Raw genomic sequence first — 17,059 nt, forward strand, 5'->3', positions numbered from 1 at the left:
GGAACAGCATGACGACAGATGTAACCGTAAAATCGCTGGCAGCAGAGATTCAGACTCCGGTTGATCGCCTGGTACAGCAGTTTGCTGATGCAGGGATCAACAAGTCCGAGTCGGACTCTGTTACCCAGCAAGAAAAAGAAACATTGCTGGCGCACCTGAACCGTGAACACGGCAGCGCGCCAGGTAAACTCACTTTGCAGCGCAAAACGCGCAGCACCTTGAATATCCCGAGCACCGGCGGTAAAAGTAAATCGGTGCAAATTGAGGTCCGCAAGAAACGCACTTATGTAAATCGCGATACGCAGGAAGCCCAGTTGGCTGAAGCGGCAGAGCAGGCACAGCGTGAAGCGGAAGAGCAGGCACGGCGCGAAGCGGAAGAGCTCGCAAAACGCGAAGCGGAAGCGAAGCGCGCAGCCGAAGAGCAAGCCAAACGTGAGGCCGCGGAGATTGCTAAGCGTAATTCAGCGGAAAAAGAAAAAGTGACCAATCAACATACCGACGAAATGACCAAGCCAGCTCAGGCGGAAAAAGCACGCCGTGAAGCCGAAGCCGCTGAACTGAAACGTAAAGCGGAAGAGGAAGTGCGCCGCAAGGTTGAAGAGGAAGCCAAGCGCGTGGCGGAAGAAGCGCGTCGCATGGCCGAAGAGAACGGCGAGAAGTGGGCCCAGGCCGACGCGGCAAGCGCTGCGGTTGAAAGTGCCGACTATCACGTGACCACCTCTCAGCATGCGCGTGCCGCAGAAGACGAAAACGACGCCAAAGTTGAAGGCGATCGTCGTAGCCGCACCCGCGGCGGCAAAGCGACCAAGCAGAAGAAAGGCAACAAGCTGTCCGAATCCAAAGCGGATCGCGAAGAAGCGCGTGCCGTTACCCGTGGCGGTAAAGGCAAACGCAAGCCTAGCGCTCTGCAGCAGGGCTTCAACAAGCCGGCGCAGGTGGTTAACCGTGACGTGGTGATCGGTGAAACCATCACCGTGGCCGAGCTGGCCAACAAGATGGCGGTAAAAGGTTCTCAGGTCATCAAAGTGATGATGAAGCTGGGCGCGATGGCCACCATCAACCAGGTTATCGACCAGGAAACCGCACAGCTGGTTGCCGAAGAGATGGGCCACAAAGTTATTCTGCGTCGTGAAAACGAGCTGGAAGAAGCGCTGATGAGCGACCGTGATACGGGCGCTGCGGCTGAGCCGCGCGCGCCGGTCGTGACCATCATGGGCCACGTTGACCACGGTAAAACCTCTCTGCTGGACTACATCCGCTCCACCAAAGTGGCGGCGGGCGAAGCCGGCGGCATTACCCAGCACATCGGTGCCTACCACGTAGAAACCGAGAACGGCATGATCACCTTCCTGGATACCCCGGGCCACGCCGCGTTTACCTCGATGCGTGCTCGTGGTGCTCAGGCGACTGACATCGTGGTTCTGGTGGTGGCGGCCGACGACGGCGTGATGCCACAGACCATCGAAGCTATCCAGCACGCGAAAGCGGCGCAGGTGCCGTTGGTGGTTGCGGTGAACAAAATCGACAAGCCGGAAGCCGATCCGGACCGCGTTAAGCAGGAACTGTCTCAGTACGGCGTTATGCCGGAAGAGTGGGGCGGCGAAGCGCAGTTCGTTCACGTGTCCGCGAAAGCCGGTACCGGTATCGACGAGCTGCTGCAGGCTATCCTGCTGCAGGCCGAAGTTCTGGAACTGAAAGCGGTACGCAGCGGCATGGCGAGCGGCGTAGTGATCGAGTCCTTCCTGGATAAAGGTCGTGGCCCAGTGGCTACCGTACTGGTTCAGGAAGGTACGCTGAACAAGGGCGACATCGTCCTGTGCGGCTTCGAATACGGCCGTGTGCGTGCGATGCGTGACGAGCTGGGCCGTGAAGTGACCTCTGCCGGTCCGTCTATCCCTGTGGAAATCCTGGGTCTGTCCAGCGTGCCTGCAGCGGGTGACGAAGCGACCGTGGTGCGCGACGAGAAGAAAGCGCGTGAAGTGGCGCTGTATCGTCAGGGCAAGTTCCGCGAAGTCAAACTGGCGCGTCAGCAGAAGTCCAAGCTGGAAAACATGTTCGCTAACATGACCGACGGCGAAGTGTCTGAGCTGAACATCGTACTGAAGTCCGATGTGCAGGGTTCTTGCGAAGCGATCAGCGACTCGCTGCTGAAACTCTCTACCGACGAAGTGAAGGTGAAGATTGTCGGCTCCGGCGTAGGTGGGATCACCGAAACCGACGCGACGCTGGCTGCGGCTTCCAACGCCATCATCCTGGGCTTCAACGTGCGTGCCGACGCTTCTGCGCGCCGCGTGATCGAAGCGGAAAGCCTGGATCTGCGTTACTACTCCGTGATCTATAACCTGATCGACGAAGTGAAGCAGGCGATGAGCGGTATGCTGGCGCCGGAATACAAGCAGCAGATCATCGGCCTGGCCGAAGTGCGCGACGTGTTCAAATCGCCTAAGTTCGGCGCTATCGCCGGCTGTATGGTTACCGAAGGGACCATCAAGCGTCACAACCCAATCCGCGTACTGCGCGACAACGTGGTTATCTATGAAGGCGAGCTGGAATCCCTGCGCCGCTTCAAAGATGACGTTAACGAAGTCCGTAACGGCATGGAATGTGGTATCGGCGTTAAGAACTATAACGACGTGCGCGTCGGCGACATGATCGAAGTGTTCGAAATCATTGAGATCCAACGCACCATCGCTTAACGATTGCACATCTGCTTATATCTGTTTACGGGGGGCCTTTGTGCCCCCCGATTTGTCTGGAGAATCCAAAATGGCAAAAGAATTCAGCCGCGGTCAACGCGTGGCGCAAGAGATGCAGAAAGAGATTGCGATCATTCTGCAGCGTGAAGTTAAAGATCCGCGCGTCGGCATGGCGACCGTTTCCGGCGTGGAAGTGTCCCGCGACCTGGCGTATGCCAAGGTTTACGTCACCTTCCTGAACGTATTGACCGAGAACCACGATCCGGATCTGGTCACCAACGGCATCAAAGCGTTGCAGGACGCTTCCGGCTATATCCGTACCCTGCTGGGCAAAGCGATGCGCCTGCGCGTGGTGCCGGAGCTGACCTTCGCTTACGACAACTCCCTGGTGGAAGGCATGCGCATGTCCAACCTGGTGACCAACGTGGTGAAGAACGACGCCGAGCGCCGTTCCGCCTCAGGCGATGACAAGGAGGATTAATGAGTCGCCCTCGTCGCCGCGGCCGTGACATCCACGGCGTGCTGTTGCTGGACAAGCCGCAGGGGTTGTCGTCCAACGATGCGCTGCAAAAAGTAAAACGTCTGTACAACGCCAACCGAGCGGGCCATACCGGCGCGCTCGATCCGTTGGCGACCGGCATGCTGCCTATTTGCCTGGGCGAAGCGACCAAGTTTTCGCAATACCTGCTCGATTCCGACAAGCGCTATCGGGTGATCGCCAAGCTGGGGCAGCGTACCGATACCTCCGACGCCGACGGCCAGATCGTGCAGGAGCGCCCGGTGAATTTCACCCAGGCGCAGCTCGACGCGGCGCTGGACACCTTCCGCGGCGACATCCAGCAGGTGCCGTCGATGTATTCGGCGTTGAAATACCAGGGCAAGAAACTCTACGAGTATGCGCGCCAGGGGATTGAAGTGCCGCGCGAAGCGCGCAGCATCACGGTGTACGAGCTGCAGTTTATCCGCTGGGAAGGGGATGAGCTGGAGCTGGAGATCCACTGCTCGAAAGGCACCTACATCCGCACCATCACCGACGATCTCGGCGAGCTGCTGGGCTGCGGCGCGCACGTGATCTATCTGCGCCGCCTGCAGGTGGCGACTTATCCGATTGCGCGCATGGTGACGCTGGAACAGCTGAACGCTTTGCTGGCGCAGGCGCAGGAACAAGAAATCGCGCCCGGCGAGCTGCTCGATCCGCTGCTGATGCCGATGGACAGCCCGGTTGAGAACTATCCGGAAGTGAATTTGCTGCCGGTGGTTGCGGGTTACGTCAAGCAGGGGCAACCGGTGCAAGTCGCCGGCGCGCCGGCTTCCGGCCTGGTGCGTATCACCGAGGGTGAAGAGCGAAAATTCATCGGCGTTGGCGACATCGCCGAGGATGGTCGCGTGGCGCCGCGCCGCCTGGTGGTCGAGCATTTCGACTGACGGCGGGGCACTGCGTCGCCTTGCGATCGCACTGCGCTAAGAGTAGAATGGCGCAGCTTATGCATTGGGTTGCTGAATTAGAGATCGGCGCCTGTTTTTATTATCTATAATCTGGAGTATTACAATGTCTCTAAGTGTTGAAGCTAAAGCTCAAATCGTAGCTGATTTCGGTCGTGGTACTAACGACAGCGGTTCTACCGAAGTTCAGGTTGCCCTGCTGACTGCGCAGATCAACCATCTGCAAGGCCACTTCTCCGAGCACAAAAAAGATCACCACAGCCGTCGTGGTCTGCTGCGTATGGTTTCTCAGCGTCGTAAGCTGCTGGACTACCTGAAGCGTAAAGATGTAGCACGTTACACCAGCCTGATCGAGCGTCTGGGTCTGCGTCGCTAATCTAGCAAGTTTCAGTGGAAAGGGGCCTATTTTGGCCCCTTTCTTCTAGGAAGCATAAGCAAATCAGGTTAATGTATTACTGATGTTTCCAAACAGGTTCTTCCGTTACAGAGGTTCGCGCGGCTAATGAGAGGCTTTATCTCCTGCCTGAGATAAGGATTGTCATTAGTCGCGAGGATGTAGTGAGAAGGCAAATCGAGTCACAGGCGTGTCGAGTCGTCAATGCGATTGCGCGCCGCTAATCAAGGATATAATTTTGCTGACACCGATCATTCGCAAATTCCAGTATGGCCAGCATACCGTCACCATCGAAACCGGTATGATGGCTCGTCAGGCCACCGCCGCCGTTATGGTGAGCATGGATGACACTGCCGTATTCGTTACCGTCGTTGGCCAGAAAAAAGCCAAGCCGGGCCAGAGCTTCTTCCCGCTGACCGTTAACTACCAAGAGCGTACTTACGCCGCCGGCCGCATCCCGGGCAGCTTCTTCCGTCGCGAAGGCCGTCCGAGCGAAGGCGAGACCCTGACTTCCCGTCTGATCGACCGTCCGATCCGTCCACTGTTCCCGGACAGCTTCCTGAACGAAGTTCAGGTGATCGCGACCGTGGTTTCCGTTAACCCGCAGGTGAACCCGGACATCGTTGCGATGATCGGCGCCTCTGCCGCCCTGAGCCTGTCCGGTATTCCGTTCAACGGCCCAATCGGCGCAGCGCGCGTAGGTTACATCAACGATCAGTATGTGCTGAACCCGACAACTGACGAGCTGAAAGAAAGCCGTCTGGATTTGGTGGTTGCCGGTACTGCAGGCGCGGTGCTGATGGTTGAATCCGAAGCGGAAGTGCTGAGCGAAGATCAGATGCTGGGCGCCGTGGTGTTCGGCCACGACCAGCAGCAAGTGGTTATCGAAAACATCAACTCCCTGGTTGCCGAAGCCGGCAAGCCGAAGTGGGATTGGCAGGCCCCTGCGGTCAACGAAGCGCTGCACGCGCGCGTGGCTGAACTGGCCGAAGCTCGCCTGGGCGACGCTTACCACATCACCGAAAAACAAGAGCGTTACGCTCAGGTTGACGCGATCAAAGACAGCGTGGTTGAAACCCTGCTGGCGCAGGACGAAACGCTGGACGCCGGCGAAATCCAGGACATCCTGGGCAACGTCGAGAAGAACGTGGTGCGTAGCCGCGTACTGCGTGGCGAGCCGCGTATCGACGGCCGTGAAAAAGACATGATCCGTGGCCTGGACGTGCGCACCGGCGTACTGCCGCGCACCCACGGTTCCGCGCTGTTCACCCGTGGCGAAACTCAGGCGCTGGTTACCGCGACCCTGGGTACCGCGCGCGACGCACAGAACCTGGACGAGCTGATGGGCGAGAAGACCGACAGCTTCCTGTTCCACTACAACTTCCCTCCGTACTCCGTAGGCGAAACCGGCATGGTCGGTTCTCCTAAGCGTCGTGAAATCGGTCACGGTCGCCTGGCGAAACGCGGCGTATTGGCTATGATGCCTAAACCGGAAGATTTCCCGTACACGGTTCGCGTGGTGTCTGAAATCACCGAATCCAACGGTTCTTCTTCCATGGCTTCCGTGTGCGGCGCATCTCTGGCGCTGATGGACGCCGGTGTGCCAATCAAGGCTGCCGTTGCGGGTATCGCGATGGGCCTGGTGAAAGAAGCCGATAACTTTGTGGTTCTGTCCGACATTCTGGGTGACGAAGATCACCTGGGCGACATGGACTTCAAAGTGGCCGGTAGCCGCGACGGTATCACCGCGCTGCAGATGGACATCAAAATCGAAGGCATCACCCGCGAGATCATGCAGGTGGCTCTGAACCAGGCCAAGGGCGCGCGTCTGCACATCCTGGGCGTGATGGAACAGGCTATCAGCTCCCCACGCGGCGATATCTCCGAATTCGCACCGCGTATTCATACTATCCGCATCAACCCGGATAAAATCAAAGACGTGATCGGGAAGGGCGGTTCCGTTATCCGCGCACTGACCGAAGAGACTGGCACTACCATCGAAATTGAAGATGATGGTACAGTTAAAATCGCTGCGACCGACGGTGAGAAGGCGAAATTCGCTATCCGTCGTATCGAAGAGATCACGGCAGAGATCGAAGTGGGCCGTATCTACCAGGGTAAAGTGACCCGTATCGTTGATTTCGGCGCATTCGTCGCTATCGGCGGTGGTAAAGAAGGTCTGGTGCACATTTCTCAGATCGCCGACAAGCGCGTTGAGAAAGTGACCGACTATCTGCAGATGGGTCAGGAAGTGCCGGTTAAGGTACTGGAAGTTGACCGTCAGGGCCGCGTGCGTCTGAGCATCAAAGAAGCGATGGCGCCGGAAGCAGGTTCACCTGCGCCTGAAGCAGAATAACTGTATAGATAGTTTTACAGCTCCCCGCCATGGGGTTGGGAGCTGTTCGTATCGCGCGGGTAGGATACCCGCGTTTTAGCAAACGGAGGACAGGACGTTCATCCAATGTTTGTCTTCGGGAGTGGGAAATGAAGCCTTTCTTGCGCTGGTGTTACGTTGCGACAGCACTCATGCTGGCAGGATGCAGCAACCATGATTGGCGTAAAGACGAAGTTTTGGCAATCCCGTTGCAGCCTACGTTGCAGCAGGAAGTGATCCTGGCGCGCATGGAACAAATTCTTGCCAGCCGGGCACTGACGGATGACGAACGCGCACAGCTTTTATATGAGCGCGGTGTGCTGTATGATAGCCTCGGGTTACGTGCATTAGCGCGCAATGATTTCTCGCAGGCGCTGGCGATACGTCCCGACATGCCGGAAGTTTTCAACTACCTGGGCATTTACTTAACGCAGGCAGGCAATTTTGATGCTGCCTATGAAGCGTTTGATTCTGTACTAGAGCTTGATCCAACTTACAATTACGCGCGTTTAAACCGGGGCATCGCACTGTATTATGGCGGCCGCTTCCCGTTGGCGCAGGATGATCTGCAGGCGTTTTATCAAGACGACCCAAACGATCCCTTCCGTTCGTTATGGCTGTATCTGGTGGAGCGAGAAATCGATCCCAAGAAGGCCGAAGTAGCGCTTCAGCAGCGCTATGACAAATCGGACAGAGGGCAATGGGGATGGAATATTGTCGAATTCTACCTGGGCAAGATCAGCGAAAAAACGCTGATGGAACGCCTCAAGGCAGATGCAACGGATAACACTTCGCTCGCTGAGCATCTCAGTGAAACTGACTTCTATTTGGGTAAACACTACCTGAGTCTGGGGGACAAGGACACCGCTTCGGCGCTGTTCAAACTGACGGTGTCTAACAACGTTCACAACTTCGTTGAGCACCGCTATGCATTGTTGGAATTGGCGCTTTTGGGCCAAGAGCAAGACGACCTATCGGAATCGGACCAGCAATAGCTGACGAACACCTATCAGCCTGATGAACATTGGTTTTTAACCAAAGTTATCGCCTTAACGGGCGAGGGCTTTTTTGTTCGTTTTATAATCTAATTTGAGCCGGTTCACACTTTTCAATGAAAATGACTGAAAATTTTCTCGACGAGTTATGTAGACTGGCTGCCATTATTAATGAGGCACGTGTACATGACGACTGAGTTTGAAACCTCTTTTGCTGATCTGGGGCTGTCTGCTCCAATCATTTCCGCCCTGAACGATCTGGGCTATGAAAAACCATCTCCGATCCAGGCTGAGTGTATTCCTCACCTGTTGAACGGCCGCGACGTGCTGGGCATGGCACAGACCGGTAGTGGTAAAACCGCAGCGTTCTCGCTGCCGCTGCTGCACAACCTGCAGGCAGACCTGAAAGCACCTCAGATCCTGGTGCTGGCACCGACCCGCGAACTGGCGGTTCAGGTTGCCGAAGCGATGACCGATTTCTCCAAACACATGAACGGCGTCAACGTGGTAGCCCTGTACGGCGGCCAGCGTTACGACGTACAGCTGCGCGCTCTGCGCCAGGGCCCGCAAATCGTTGTGGGTACCCCAGGTCGTCTGCTGGACCACCTGAAGCGCGGCACCCTGAACCTCTCTAACCTGAGCGGTCTGGTGCTGGATGAAGCCGACGAAATGCTGCGCATGGGCTTTATCGAAGACGTAGAAACCATCATGGCTGAGATCCCGGCAGAACATCAGACCGCGCTGTTCTCCGCCACCATGCCGGAAGCGATCCGTCGCATTACCCGCCGCTTCATGAAAGAGCCGCAGGAAGTGCGCATCCAGTCCAGCGTGACTACCCGTCCGGACATCAGCCAGAGCTACTGGTCGGTCTACGGCATGCGTAAAAACGAAGCGCTGGTGCGTTTCCTGGAAGCCGAAGACTTTGACGCGGCGATCATCTTCGTCCGTACCAAGAACGCGACCCTGGAAGTGGCCGAAGCGCTGGAGCGCAGCGGTTATAGCAGCGCCGCGCTGAACGGCGACATGAATCAGGCGCTGCGTGAGCAGACCCTGGAGCGCCTGAAAGACGGTCGTCTGGATATCCTGATCGCGACCGACGTTGCGGCCCGTGGCCTGGACGTTGAGCGCATCAGCCTGGTTGTCAACTATGACATCCCGATGGACTCCGAGTCTTACGTTCACCGTATCGGCCGTACCGGCCGTGCGGGTCGCGCCGGCCGTGCGCTGCTGTTCGTGGAAAACCGCGAACGCCGCCTGCTGCGCAACATCGAACGCACCATGAAGCTGACCATCCCTGAAGTGGAGCTGCCAAACGCAGAACTGCTGGGCGAGCGTCGTCTGGCCAAGTTCGCCGCGAAAGTTCAGCAGCAGCTGGAAAGCAGCGATCTGGATCTGTACCGCGCACTGCTGACCAAACTGCAGCCGGAAGAAGAGCTGGATATGGAAACCCTGGCCGCAGCGCTGCTGAAAATGGCTCAGGGCGAACGTCCGCTGATCCTGCCGCCGGATCCGGTCTTCAAACCGCGCCAGCGCCGTGAGTTCAACGACCGTGACGATCGCCGCGGTGATCGTGGCGACCGTCGCGATAGCCGTGACGGCGACCGTCCGCGTCGTGAACGTCGTGACGTTGGCGAAATGCAGCTGTACCGCATCGAAGTGGGCCGTGACGATGGCGTTGAAGTCCGTCATATCGTTGGTGCTATCGCTAACGAAGGCGACATCAGCAGCCGTTACATCGGTAACATCAAGCTGTTTGCTTCCCACTCCACCATCGAGCTGCCAAAAGGCATGCCGGGCGAGATCCTGAATCACTTCACTCGCACTCGCATCCTGAACAAGCCGATGAACATGCAGCTGTTGGGTGATGCACAGCCGTTCGAACGTCGCGAGCGTCGTGACGGTGGCAACGGTGGCGAGCGTCGTGGCAACGGTAACGGCCGTCCGTTCAACGGCGAACGTCGCGAAGGCGGCCCACGTCGTTCCTTCGGTGAACGTCGCGAAGGCGGTAACGGCGGCGAGCGTCGTGGCGGTAACTACAACCGTGACGGCAAGCCGGCGCCACGCCGTGATGACAGCGCACCGGCAGCACCACGTCGTCGTTTCGGCGACGCGTAATCGCTGATTCACCGTTCGCGGTGAAGCACTCTGAAAAACCAGCCTGCGGGCTGGTTTTTTTATGCCTGAAAATTGCCGTCAAACGCCCCTGAATGGCGTATCATTCATAAGGTTTTTTCTTATGGATGATATGCACGGGAGATGCCATGAGTTGGCAGCAGTTCAAATCTCAATACCTGGTGCGCTTTTGGGCGCCGCTGCCGGCGGTGATCGCTGCCGGGATCCTTTCTACCTACTACTTCGGCATGACCGGCACCTTCTGGGCGGTGACCGGGGAATTCACCCGCTGGGGCGGCCATGTGCTGCAGTGGTTCGGCCTGCACCCCGAGCAGTGGGGCTATTTCAAGGTTATCGGCCTGCAGGGCACGCCGCTGGAACGCATCGACGGGCGCATGATCATCGGCATGTTCGCCGGCTGCATCGCCGCCGCGCTGTGGGCCAACAACATCAAGCTGCGCCAGCCGCAGCACCGCATTCGCATCGTACAGGCGCTGCTGGGCGGCATCATCGCCGGTTTCGGCGCGCGCCTGGCGATGGGCTGTAACCTGGCAGCGTTTTTCACCGGCATCCCGCAGTTCTCGCTGCATGCCTGGTTCTTCGCGCTGGCGACCGCCGCCGGCTCCTACTTCGGCGCCAAATTCACGCTGTTGCCGATGTTCCGCATCCCGGTCAAATTGCAAAAGGTGAAGTCCGCCGCGCCGCTGACGCAGAAGCCTGAGCAGGCGCGCCGCCGCTTCCGGCTGGGCATGGCGGTCTTCGGCCTAGCGGTGGCCTGGTCGCTGTGGACGCTGTTCGATGCGCCGAAGCTCGGTATCGCCATGCTGTTCGGTATCGGCTTCGGTTTGCTGATCGAACGCGCGCAGATCTGCTTCACCTCGGCGTTCCGCGATCTGTGGATCACCGGCCGCACTCACATGGCGAAAGCCATCATCATCGGCATGGCGGTGAGCGCCATCGGCATCTTCAGCTACGTGCAGCTCGGCGTGGCGCCGAAGATCATGTGGGCCGGCCCGAATGCGGTGCTGGGCGGCTTGCTGTTCGGCTTCGGCATCGTGCTGGCTGGCGGTTGCGAAACCGGCTGGATGTACCGCGCGGTGGAAGGGCAGGTGCACTACTGGTGGGTGGGGCTGGGCAACATCATCGGCGCTACGCTGCTGGCCTATTACTGGGACGATCTGGCGCCGGCGCTGGCGACCGACTACGACAAGATCAACCTGCTCGATACCTTCGGCCCGATCGGCGGCCTGCTGGTGACTTACCTGCTGCTGGCGCTGGCCTTCGCCGCCATGCTGTTGTGGGAGAAACGCTTTTTCCGCGCCCGGCCTGAGGCGCAGGTGGTGAATTTGAGGAGCATGTCATGAAAGAGACGACGATAGTGCCGGACTACCGGCTGGACATGCTGGGTGAGCCTTGCCCGTACCCGGCAGTGGCGACGCTGGAGGCGATGCCGCAGCTGAAACCGGGGGAGATCCTGGAAGTGATCAGCGATTGCCCGCAGTCGATCAACAACATCCCGCTCGATGCGCGCAACCATGGCTATAAGGTGCTGGATATCCAGCAGGACGGGCCGACCATCCGCTACCTGATCCAGCGTTAACGCCGAGGCGGTGGGGTTCCCCACCGCCTTTTCGCTTTTTATCCCTTCACGATGTCGCCCTTCACGCCGGCAACAATCTCGAACGAACGCAGCCGTGCCTGGTGATCGAAAATCTGGCCGTTGACCATGATCTCGTCGGCATCGGTTTCACGCAGCAGCGTTTGCAGCCCGTGGCGCACCGTTTTTTCATCGCCGACGATCGACATCCGCAGCGCCTGTTCGACGCCGTATTGTTCACCGGCGGTCCACAGCGCGTGGATGTTATCCACCGGCGGCGGCAGCGGACCGGGCGAACCGCGGCGCAGATTGATGAACTGCTGCTGCATCGAGCTGAACAGGAAGCGTGCATCGCTGTCGCTCTCGGCGGCGATCACGTTGACGCATACCATGGCGTGCGGCTGCGCCAGCTGTTTGGACGGTTTGAAGTTCTCGCGGTACAGCTGCAGCGCCTGGAACAGCATATCCGGGGCGAAGTGCGAGGCGAAGGCGAACGGCAGGCCGAGCTGCGCCGCCAGCTGCGCGCTGTAGAGGCTGGAACCGAGCAGCCAGAGCGGCACGTGCAGCCCCTGGCCCGGCACCGCCTGCACCGGCTGGCCGGGCTGCGCATCGCAGAAATAGTTTTGCAGTTCCTGCACGTCGCGCGGGAAGGTATCCACATCGCCGGACAGGTGGCGGCGCAGCGCCATCATGGTGCGCTGATCGGTGCCGGGCGCGCGGCCCAACCCCAAATCGATGCGCCCTGGGTAGAGCGACTCCAGCGTGCCGAACTGCTCGGCGATCACCAGCGGCGCATGGTTCGGCAGCATCACACCGCCGGAGCCGAGGCGAATGCTTTGGGTGCCGGCGGCCAGATAGCCCAGCAGCACTGAGGTGGCGGCGCTACCGATGCCGGTCATGTTGTGGTGCTCGGCCAGCCAGTAGCGCTGGTAGCCCCAGCGTTCGGCGTGCTGCGCTAAGTCCAGCGAACAGTGGAAAGCGTCGCGCGCTTTGGCCCCTTGCGGGATTGGCGATAAATCCAGTACCGACAGCGGTACCGCAGTGTGTTCAGTCATGACATCGTCCATCAGAGAGTGGATCGCTTAAAGGGCGATTGCAGGAGTCTGCATACCAAAAAGCCGAAAAAAGATGCTTTTTAGTGTTAAAAGCATAATCCAATTTATAGTTATAAAAGAGGAGATATGTGCTTGTGATATCCTCATGAGAGCAATGGTGTTTTTTGGAGCAATTTGAGACATGGAAATGATGATCCCCGCCCGCCGCTTACCGTTCCGGGAGCTGACATAATGAAAAAAAAGACGCTGTTTACCCTGTTGCTGATGTTGGCGGCGATCGCATTGGCGATCCTGTTCCGCGCGCACAATCAGGATCTGTTGCTGCAGGGTGAAGTGGATGCCCCCGAAGTGATCGTCGCATCCAAGGCGAAAGGCCGGGTCGTTGAACGCCTGATCGAACGCGGCGACGACGTGAAAAGCGGTCAGCTGATCATTCAGCTCGATAGCCCCGAACTGATGGCGCAGCTGCGTTCCGCGCAGGCGACGCGCGACGAGGCCAAGGCGCAGCTCGAGCTGTCGCTGCACGGCACCCGTGAAGAGAGCATCCGCAACCTGCGCGCCAACCTGGCGCAGGCCGAGGCGCAGTACCGCAATGCGCAAAATGACTACAACCGCAACCTGAGCGTGGCCGGCAAGGGCTATATCTCGAAGTCCGAGCTGGACGCTTCGCGCCGGTCGCGCGACACCGCCTTCCAGCAGGTACAGGCCGCCAAGGCCAATCTGGATGAAGGCATTAACGGCGACCGCGTCGAGCAGCGGCAGCAATATGCGGCGGCGCTGCGGGCGGCGGAAGAGAATCTGCTGCAGATCCAGGCGCAGAGCGACGATCTGCAGGTGAAAGCGCCGGTGGACGGCGAAGTGGGGCCGATCCCGGCCGAAGTGGGCGAATTGCTGAACGCCGGCAGCCCGCTGGTGACGTTGATCCGGGTGCCGGACGCCTACTTCGTGTTTAACCTGCGTGAAGACATCCTGGCCCACGTGCGCAAAGGCGACAAGGTCACGCTGCGGGTGCCGGCGCTGAAGGACAAAATGATCGACACCGAGGTGCGCTACATCGCGCCGCTGGGGGATTACGCCACCAAACGCGCCACCCGCGCCACCGGCGACTTCGACCTGAAAACCTTCGAAGTGCGCCTGTATCCGTCACAGCCGGTGGACGGCCTGCGTCCGGGGATGAGCACCTTATGGCAATGGAAAGAGTAAGGGCCGGCTGGCGCTGCTTCAGTCACGCGTTCGACAAAGAGTGTCGCGTCGCCTTTCGCAGCCCGGTGGTGCACTGGCTGAGCTGGATCTTTCCACTGATCCTGTTTGCGCTGATCAGCAGCAACTTCTCCGAAGGCACGCTGCTCGATCTGCCGGTCTCGGTGGTGGACAGCGATCACAGCCCGCTGTCCAAATCGCTGACGCGGCGGCTGGACGCCGGTTCGCATGCCCACGTCGAGGCATATGGCGGCGGGCTGCCGGAGTCGCTGAGCCGCCTGCGCAGCGCGCAGGATTACGCGTTGCTGTATATCCCGCCGGACTTTGAGGCCAACGCGCTGTCGGGCAAACAGCCTAGCGTAGTGATGTACTACAATGCGTTGTTCTACGGCGCCGGGCTGTACTCCACCCAGGACTTTGGCGGCCTGATGAACGAAATCAACGCCAGCACCCGCAGCATCATCGCCACCGAGATGGGTAAAACGCTGCCGCCGTTGGCGGACGTGACGCTCTCCTACGGCAGCCTGTTCAACGCCAGCGGCAGCTATATCTATTACCAGCAGTTCGCCGCCACCATCCACCTGCTGCAGCTGTTCGCGGTGACCTGCATGATCTACGTGCTGGCGCGCAGCAAGTCGCTGCTGCAGGCCAAGCCGTTCAGCCTGGCGCTGCTCGGCAAGCTGGCACCGTACACGCTGTGTTTCACCACCCTGCTGATGGTGGAGATCGCGGCGCTGGTGGGTATCTTTGACGCCCGCGTCAGCGGCAATCCGCTGTTTATGCTGATGATCGGCCTGTTCTACGTGATGGCGGCGCAGAGCATCGGCCTGCTGCTGTACACCTTTACCGGCAGCACCATCACCGCCTACAGCCTGATTGGTATTTTGGTCAGTATCGCGATGACCTTCTCCGGCATGGCGGTGCCTGAGCTGTCGATGCCGCTGCCGGCGCGCATCATTTCCAACATCGAACCGCTGACCCACGCGCTGTACGCGATGTTCGACGTGTTCCTGCGGCAGGTGCACGCCAGCGCCATCTTCAGCGTGTGCGCGCTGCTGGCGGTCTATCCGCTGGTGGCCGCGCTGCTGGTGCGCAATCGCCTGCCGGCGCGGCTGGCAAAAGAGGGGAACGCCGGATGAAGCTCTATTGGCAAACCTTCGTTAAGGTGCTGCTCGGCATGCTGGAGCGGCCGGTGTGGCTGATGCTGATCCTGTCGCTGTGCATCATGAGCCTGGTGTACGCCAACCGCACGGTGTGGGATCTGCCGGTGGGGGTGGTCGATCAGGACCACAGCACCGCCAGCCGCCAGCTGATCCGCCAACTGGACGCCACCTCCAAGATAGCGATTGAAACCTACGACAGCCTGGAACAGGCACAGCGCGATCTCAGCTGGCGCAAGCTGTTTGCGGTGATCATCATGCCGGTGGATCTGGAGAAGAAGATCCTCAGCGGGCAGAACATCGTGGTGCCGGTCTACGGCGACGCCACCAACCGCCTGGCCAACGGCCAGATCCAACAGGACGTGGTGGCGGCCTACCAGCAGCTGCTGACGGAGTACAACAACGGGCTGCTGCTGCGCAGCGGTTTCAGCGAACGGCAGGCGCAGATACTGCTGACGCCGATACTGGGGCAAACGCTGGACGTGTTCAACCCCGGCATCAGCTTCGCGGCGATCATCTTCCCCGGCCTGTTGGTGATGCTGTTGCAGCACTCGCTGCTGATCGCCTGTATCCGCGTCAATATCGCCATGAAGAGCATGCCCGGCGGCAAAGCGCCGCTGGCGGCGCACCTCGGCGGGCTGACGGCGCTGCTGCCGATCTGGCTGTTCCTGTCGATCGTGCTGTTCGTGCTGTGGCCGTGGGTATTGGGCTATCGGCAGACGGCGAACATCGCCGAACTGCTGCTGCTGACCTTCCCGTTCCTGCTGGCGGTACTGGGGCTGGGCAAGCTGGTGACCGAGTGCCTGCGCAGCGTCGAGATGATCTACCTGACGCTGGCGTTCATCACGACGCCGGTCTTCTACCTATCCGGCACTATCTGGCCGCTGCAGTCGATGCCGGCCTGGGTGCGCGCCATCTCGTACAGCATTCCCTCCACCTGGGGCACCAAGGCGATCGCCGGCGTCAACCAGATGGGGCTGTCGCTGAATGAAGTGTGGGGCGACGTGATGATGATGCTGGTGCTCGGCGTGGTCTACACCCTGCTGGGCTTCGGCGTCGGTTTCTTGCGCAACAGCGTGGCGCTGCGCGGGATGTTCAGGAAGCGGCGGGCGAGTTGATTGAAAACTCCCCTCGGTGAGGAGGGGAGCGAGGATCACCCCACCAACTCCAACCCCGCCACGCGGCGCCAGTAGCCGTTGCAGTCGGCGTGGTTGGTCAAGGCCAGCGGCTGCTCGCCATGCTCGTTGGCGCGGAATGCGTCGACTTGCGCCAGCGTCTCGGCGCCCTGCGGCGACAGCCGCACGATGTCCACCAGCCCCTGCATGCTTGGCAGCTCGTTGCCGAGGTTGTAGCAGTAACCGCTCATGGTCTGGATGCCGTTGAGTACGAACACCTGCTGCTGTTCCTGGGAGCGCATCATGCGACCCTGCGGATACTTGATGCAGCAGGTTTCGCACTCGTCCTTGCCGCGGTTTTCCGAGCGGGCGGTGAAGCAGCGCGCCGAATAGGCCAGCGGCAGATGGCCGTAGCTCAGCACCTCCACCTCGAAGTCGTGGCGGAAGCCCAGCTCGTCGCACTGCGTCAGCAGATTGGCCAGCCAATCGCGTGACAGCTCGACCGGCATGCACCAGCGCATCATGCCCTGGCGGCGCAGCAGGCGCAGAGTATAGGCGTTGTAGCAGTTCAGCGCATGGCCGGCGACGAACGGCAGACCGCGTTCCGCCGCCATGTTCACTGCGCCCAGATCGTTAGCTTCAAACAGGAACTCGCCGTTCTCCACATAGCGTTTCAGCTCATTCAGTTCGGACGGCGCCTGCAGCAGCGCCAGCGTGGAGATCACCACCTGCTTGCCGCTGCGGGCGATGTCGCGCGCCAGCGCCAGCCAATCGCCGACCTTCATCTCGCGCCGCTTGGTGCAGACGCTCTCGCCGAGATAAATGATGTCGGCGTTACTCTCCGCCGCCTGCTGATAGAACGCCGCGATGTCGTTTTTCGGCCAGTAGTAGAGTACCGGCCCCAGTGCGTATTTCATG

At 59.7% G+C, this 17,059-nt stretch carries 15 protein-coding genes; 13 read left to right on the forward strand and 2 right to left on the reverse strand.

Features of this window, described 5'->3' with window-relative positions:
* The first annotated feature begins 8 nt into the window (after positions 1 to 8).
* From infB to yedF, 10 genes are all read left to right on the forward strand, one after another.
* Positions 9 to 2,696 (forward strand): translation initiation factor IF-2, encoded by a 2,688-nt coding sequence (gene infB, locus ACMGGW_RS00690; protein WP_004933511.1) that lies wholly within the window; start codon positions 9 to 11, stop codon positions 2,694 to 2,696.
* 70 nt (positions 2,697 to 2,766) lie between these two features.
* A complete protein-coding gene (rbfA, locus tag ACMGGW_RS00695) occupies positions 2,767 to 3,177 on the forward strand; it encodes a 30S ribosome-binding factor RbfA (RefSeq protein ID WP_004933508.1) in 411 nt (136 codons plus the stop codon).
* Positions 3,177 to 4,121: a tRNA pseudouridine(55) synthase TruB gene (gene truB / locus ACMGGW_RS00700; protein WP_025305054.1), complete on the forward strand. Its 945-nt coding sequence runs from the start codon at positions 3,177 to 3,179 to the stop codon at positions 4,119 to 4,121. Before rbfA ends, truB begins: the two co-directional genes overlap by 1 nt.
* Before the next feature lie 124 nt (positions 4,122 to 4,245).
* Positions 4,246 to 4,515, forward strand: a complete 270-nt coding sequence (gene rpsO / locus ACMGGW_RS00705; RefSeq protein ID WP_004933502.1) for a 30S ribosomal protein S15 — start codon at positions 4,246 to 4,248, stop codon at positions 4,513 to 4,515.
* Positions 4,516 to 4,771: 256 nt separating this feature from the next.
* Positions 4,772 to 6,889: a polyribonucleotide nucleotidyltransferase gene (gene pnp / locus ACMGGW_RS00710; RefSeq protein WP_025305055.1), complete on the forward strand. Its 2,118-nt coding sequence runs from the start codon at positions 4,772 to 4,774 to the stop codon at positions 6,887 to 6,889.
* A 128-nt stretch (positions 6,890 to 7,017) separates the two neighbouring features.
* Positions 7,018 to 7,902: a lipoprotein NlpI gene (gene nlpI / locus ACMGGW_RS00715; RefSeq protein ID WP_025305056.1), complete on the forward strand. Its 885-nt coding sequence runs from the start codon at positions 7,018 to 7,020 to the stop codon at positions 7,900 to 7,902.
* Between the two features lie 122 nt (positions 7,903 to 8,024).
* A complete protein-coding gene (yrbN, locus tag ACMGGW_RS00720; protein WP_223182019.1) occupies positions 8,025 to 8,099 on the forward strand; it encodes a protein YrbN in 75 nt (24 codons plus the stop codon).
* Positions 8,089 to 10,017: a DEAD/DEAH family ATP-dependent RNA helicase gene (locus tag ACMGGW_RS00725; protein ID WP_049208592.1), complete on the forward strand. Its 1,929-nt coding sequence runs from the start codon at positions 8,089 to 8,091 to the stop codon at positions 10,015 to 10,017. The genes yrbN and ACMGGW_RS00725 overlap by 11 nt, the downstream gene beginning before the upstream one ends.
* A 146-nt stretch (positions 10,018 to 10,163) precedes the next feature.
* Positions 10,164 to 11,378: a selenium metabolism membrane protein YedE/FdhT gene (yedE, locus tag ACMGGW_RS00730; protein WP_197832105.1), complete on the forward strand. Its 1,215-nt coding sequence runs from the start codon at positions 10,164 to 10,166 to the stop codon at positions 11,376 to 11,378.
* Positions 11,375 to 11,614, forward strand: a complete 240-nt coding sequence (yedF, locus tag ACMGGW_RS00735; protein WP_004933486.1) for a sulfurtransferase-like selenium metabolism protein YedF — start codon at positions 11,375 to 11,377, stop codon at positions 11,612 to 11,614. Before yedE ends, yedF begins: the two co-directional genes overlap by 4 nt.
* A 38-nt stretch (positions 11,615 to 11,652) precedes the next feature.
* Here the strand turns inward: yedF and ACMGGW_RS00740 are convergent, their stop codons facing one another.
* The gene (locus ACMGGW_RS00740; RefSeq protein ID WP_025305059.1) at positions 11,653 to 12,666 is read right to left on the reverse strand and encodes a luciferase-like monooxygenase; all 1,014 of its coding nucleotides are present in this window, start codon (positions 12,664 to 12,666) and stop codon (positions 11,653 to 11,655) included.
* Between the two features lie 231 nt (positions 12,667 to 12,897).
* Between ACMGGW_RS00740 and ACMGGW_RS00745 the strand changes: the two genes are divergently transcribed.
* From ACMGGW_RS00745 to ACMGGW_RS00755, 3 genes are read left to right on the forward strand one after another with little or no spacing between them, the layout of a single operon-like run.
* The gene (locus tag ACMGGW_RS00745; protein WP_025305060.1) at positions 12,898 to 13,869 is read left to right on the forward strand and encodes an HlyD family secretion protein; all 972 of its coding nucleotides are present in this window, start codon (positions 12,898 to 12,900) and stop codon (positions 13,867 to 13,869) included.
* Positions 13,851 to 15,005 carry an ABC transporter permease gene (locus ACMGGW_RS00750; RefSeq protein ID WP_044029869.1) on the forward strand — a complete coding sequence of 385 codons (1,155 nt, stop codon included), beginning with the start codon at positions 13,851 to 13,853 and terminating at the stop codon, positions 15,003 to 15,005. The genes ACMGGW_RS00745 and ACMGGW_RS00750 overlap by 19 nt, the downstream gene beginning before the upstream one ends.
* Entirely contained in the window at positions 15,002 to 16,144 is a 1,143-nt protein-coding gene (locus tag ACMGGW_RS00755; RefSeq protein WP_049203336.1) for an ABC transporter permease, read from the forward strand. Before ACMGGW_RS00750 ends, ACMGGW_RS00755 begins: the two co-directional genes overlap by 4 nt.
* Before the next feature lie 35 nt (positions 16,145 to 16,179).
* Here ACMGGW_RS00755 and ACMGGW_RS00760 read toward each other — a convergent pair whose 3' ends face one another.
* Positions 16,180 to 17,058 (reverse strand): U32 family peptidase, encoded by an 879-nt coding sequence (locus tag ACMGGW_RS00760; protein ID WP_089181576.1) that lies wholly within the window; start codon positions 17,056 to 17,058, stop codon positions 16,180 to 16,182.
* Between the last annotated feature and the right edge of the window lies 1 nt (position 17,059).

Origin of the sequence: Serratia sp. BNK-4 (assembly GCF_048685115.1) — a bacterium.
GTDB classification, from domain to species: domain Bacteria; phylum Pseudomonadota; class Gammaproteobacteria; order Enterobacterales; family Enterobacteriaceae; genus Serratia; species Serratia bockelmannii.

Bases quoted from the DNA above. Each gene is read 5' to 3' on its own strand.
- nlpI (WP_025305056.1), top strand. From the start codon at position 7,018: ATGAAGCCTTTCTTGCGCTGGTGTTACGTTGCGACAGCACTCATGCTG.
- ACMGGW_RS00725 (WP_049208592.1), top strand. From the start codon at position 8,089: ATGACGACTGAGTTTGAAACCTCTTTTGCTGATCTGGGGCTGTCTGCT.
- ACMGGW_RS00750 (WP_044029869.1), top strand. From the start codon at position 13,851: ATGGCAATGGAAAGAGTAAGGGCCGGCTGGCGCTGCTTCAGTCACGCG.
- ACMGGW_RS00760 (WP_089181576.1), bottom strand. From the start codon at position 17,058: ATGAAATACGCACTGGGGCCGGTACTCTACTACTGGCCGAAAAACGAC.
- rpsO (WP_004933502.1), top strand. From the start codon at position 4,246: ATGTCTCTAAGTGTTGAAGCTAAAGCTCAAATCGTAGCTGATTTCGGT.
- ACMGGW_RS00755 (WP_049203336.1), top strand. From the start codon at position 15,002: ATGAAGCTCTATTGGCAAACCTTCGTTAAGGTGCTGCTCGGCATGCTG.
- rbfA (WP_004933508.1), top strand. From the start codon at position 2,767: ATGGCAAAAGAATTCAGCCGCGGTCAACGCGTGGCGCAAGAGATGCAG.
- yedF (WP_004933486.1), top strand. From the start codon at position 11,375: ATGAAAGAGACGACGATAGTGCCGGACTACCGGCTGGACATGCTGGGT.
- yedE (WP_197832105.1), top strand. From the start codon at position 10,164: ATGAGTTGGCAGCAGTTCAAATCTCAATACCTGGTGCGCTTTTGGGCG.
- ACMGGW_RS00745 (WP_025305060.1), top strand. From the start codon at position 12,898: ATGAAAAAAAAGACGCTGTTTACCCTGTTGCTGATGTTGGCGGCGATC.
- truB (WP_025305054.1), top strand. From the start codon at position 3,177: ATGAGTCGCCCTCGTCGCCGCGGCCGTGACATCCACGGCGTGCTGTTG.
- infB (WP_004933511.1), top strand. From the start codon at position 9: ATGACGACAGATGTAACCGTAAAATCGCTGGCAGCAGAGATTCAGACT.
- ACMGGW_RS00740 (WP_025305059.1), bottom strand. From the start codon at position 12,666: ATGACTGAACACACTGCGGTACCGCTGTCGGTACTGGATTTATCGCCA.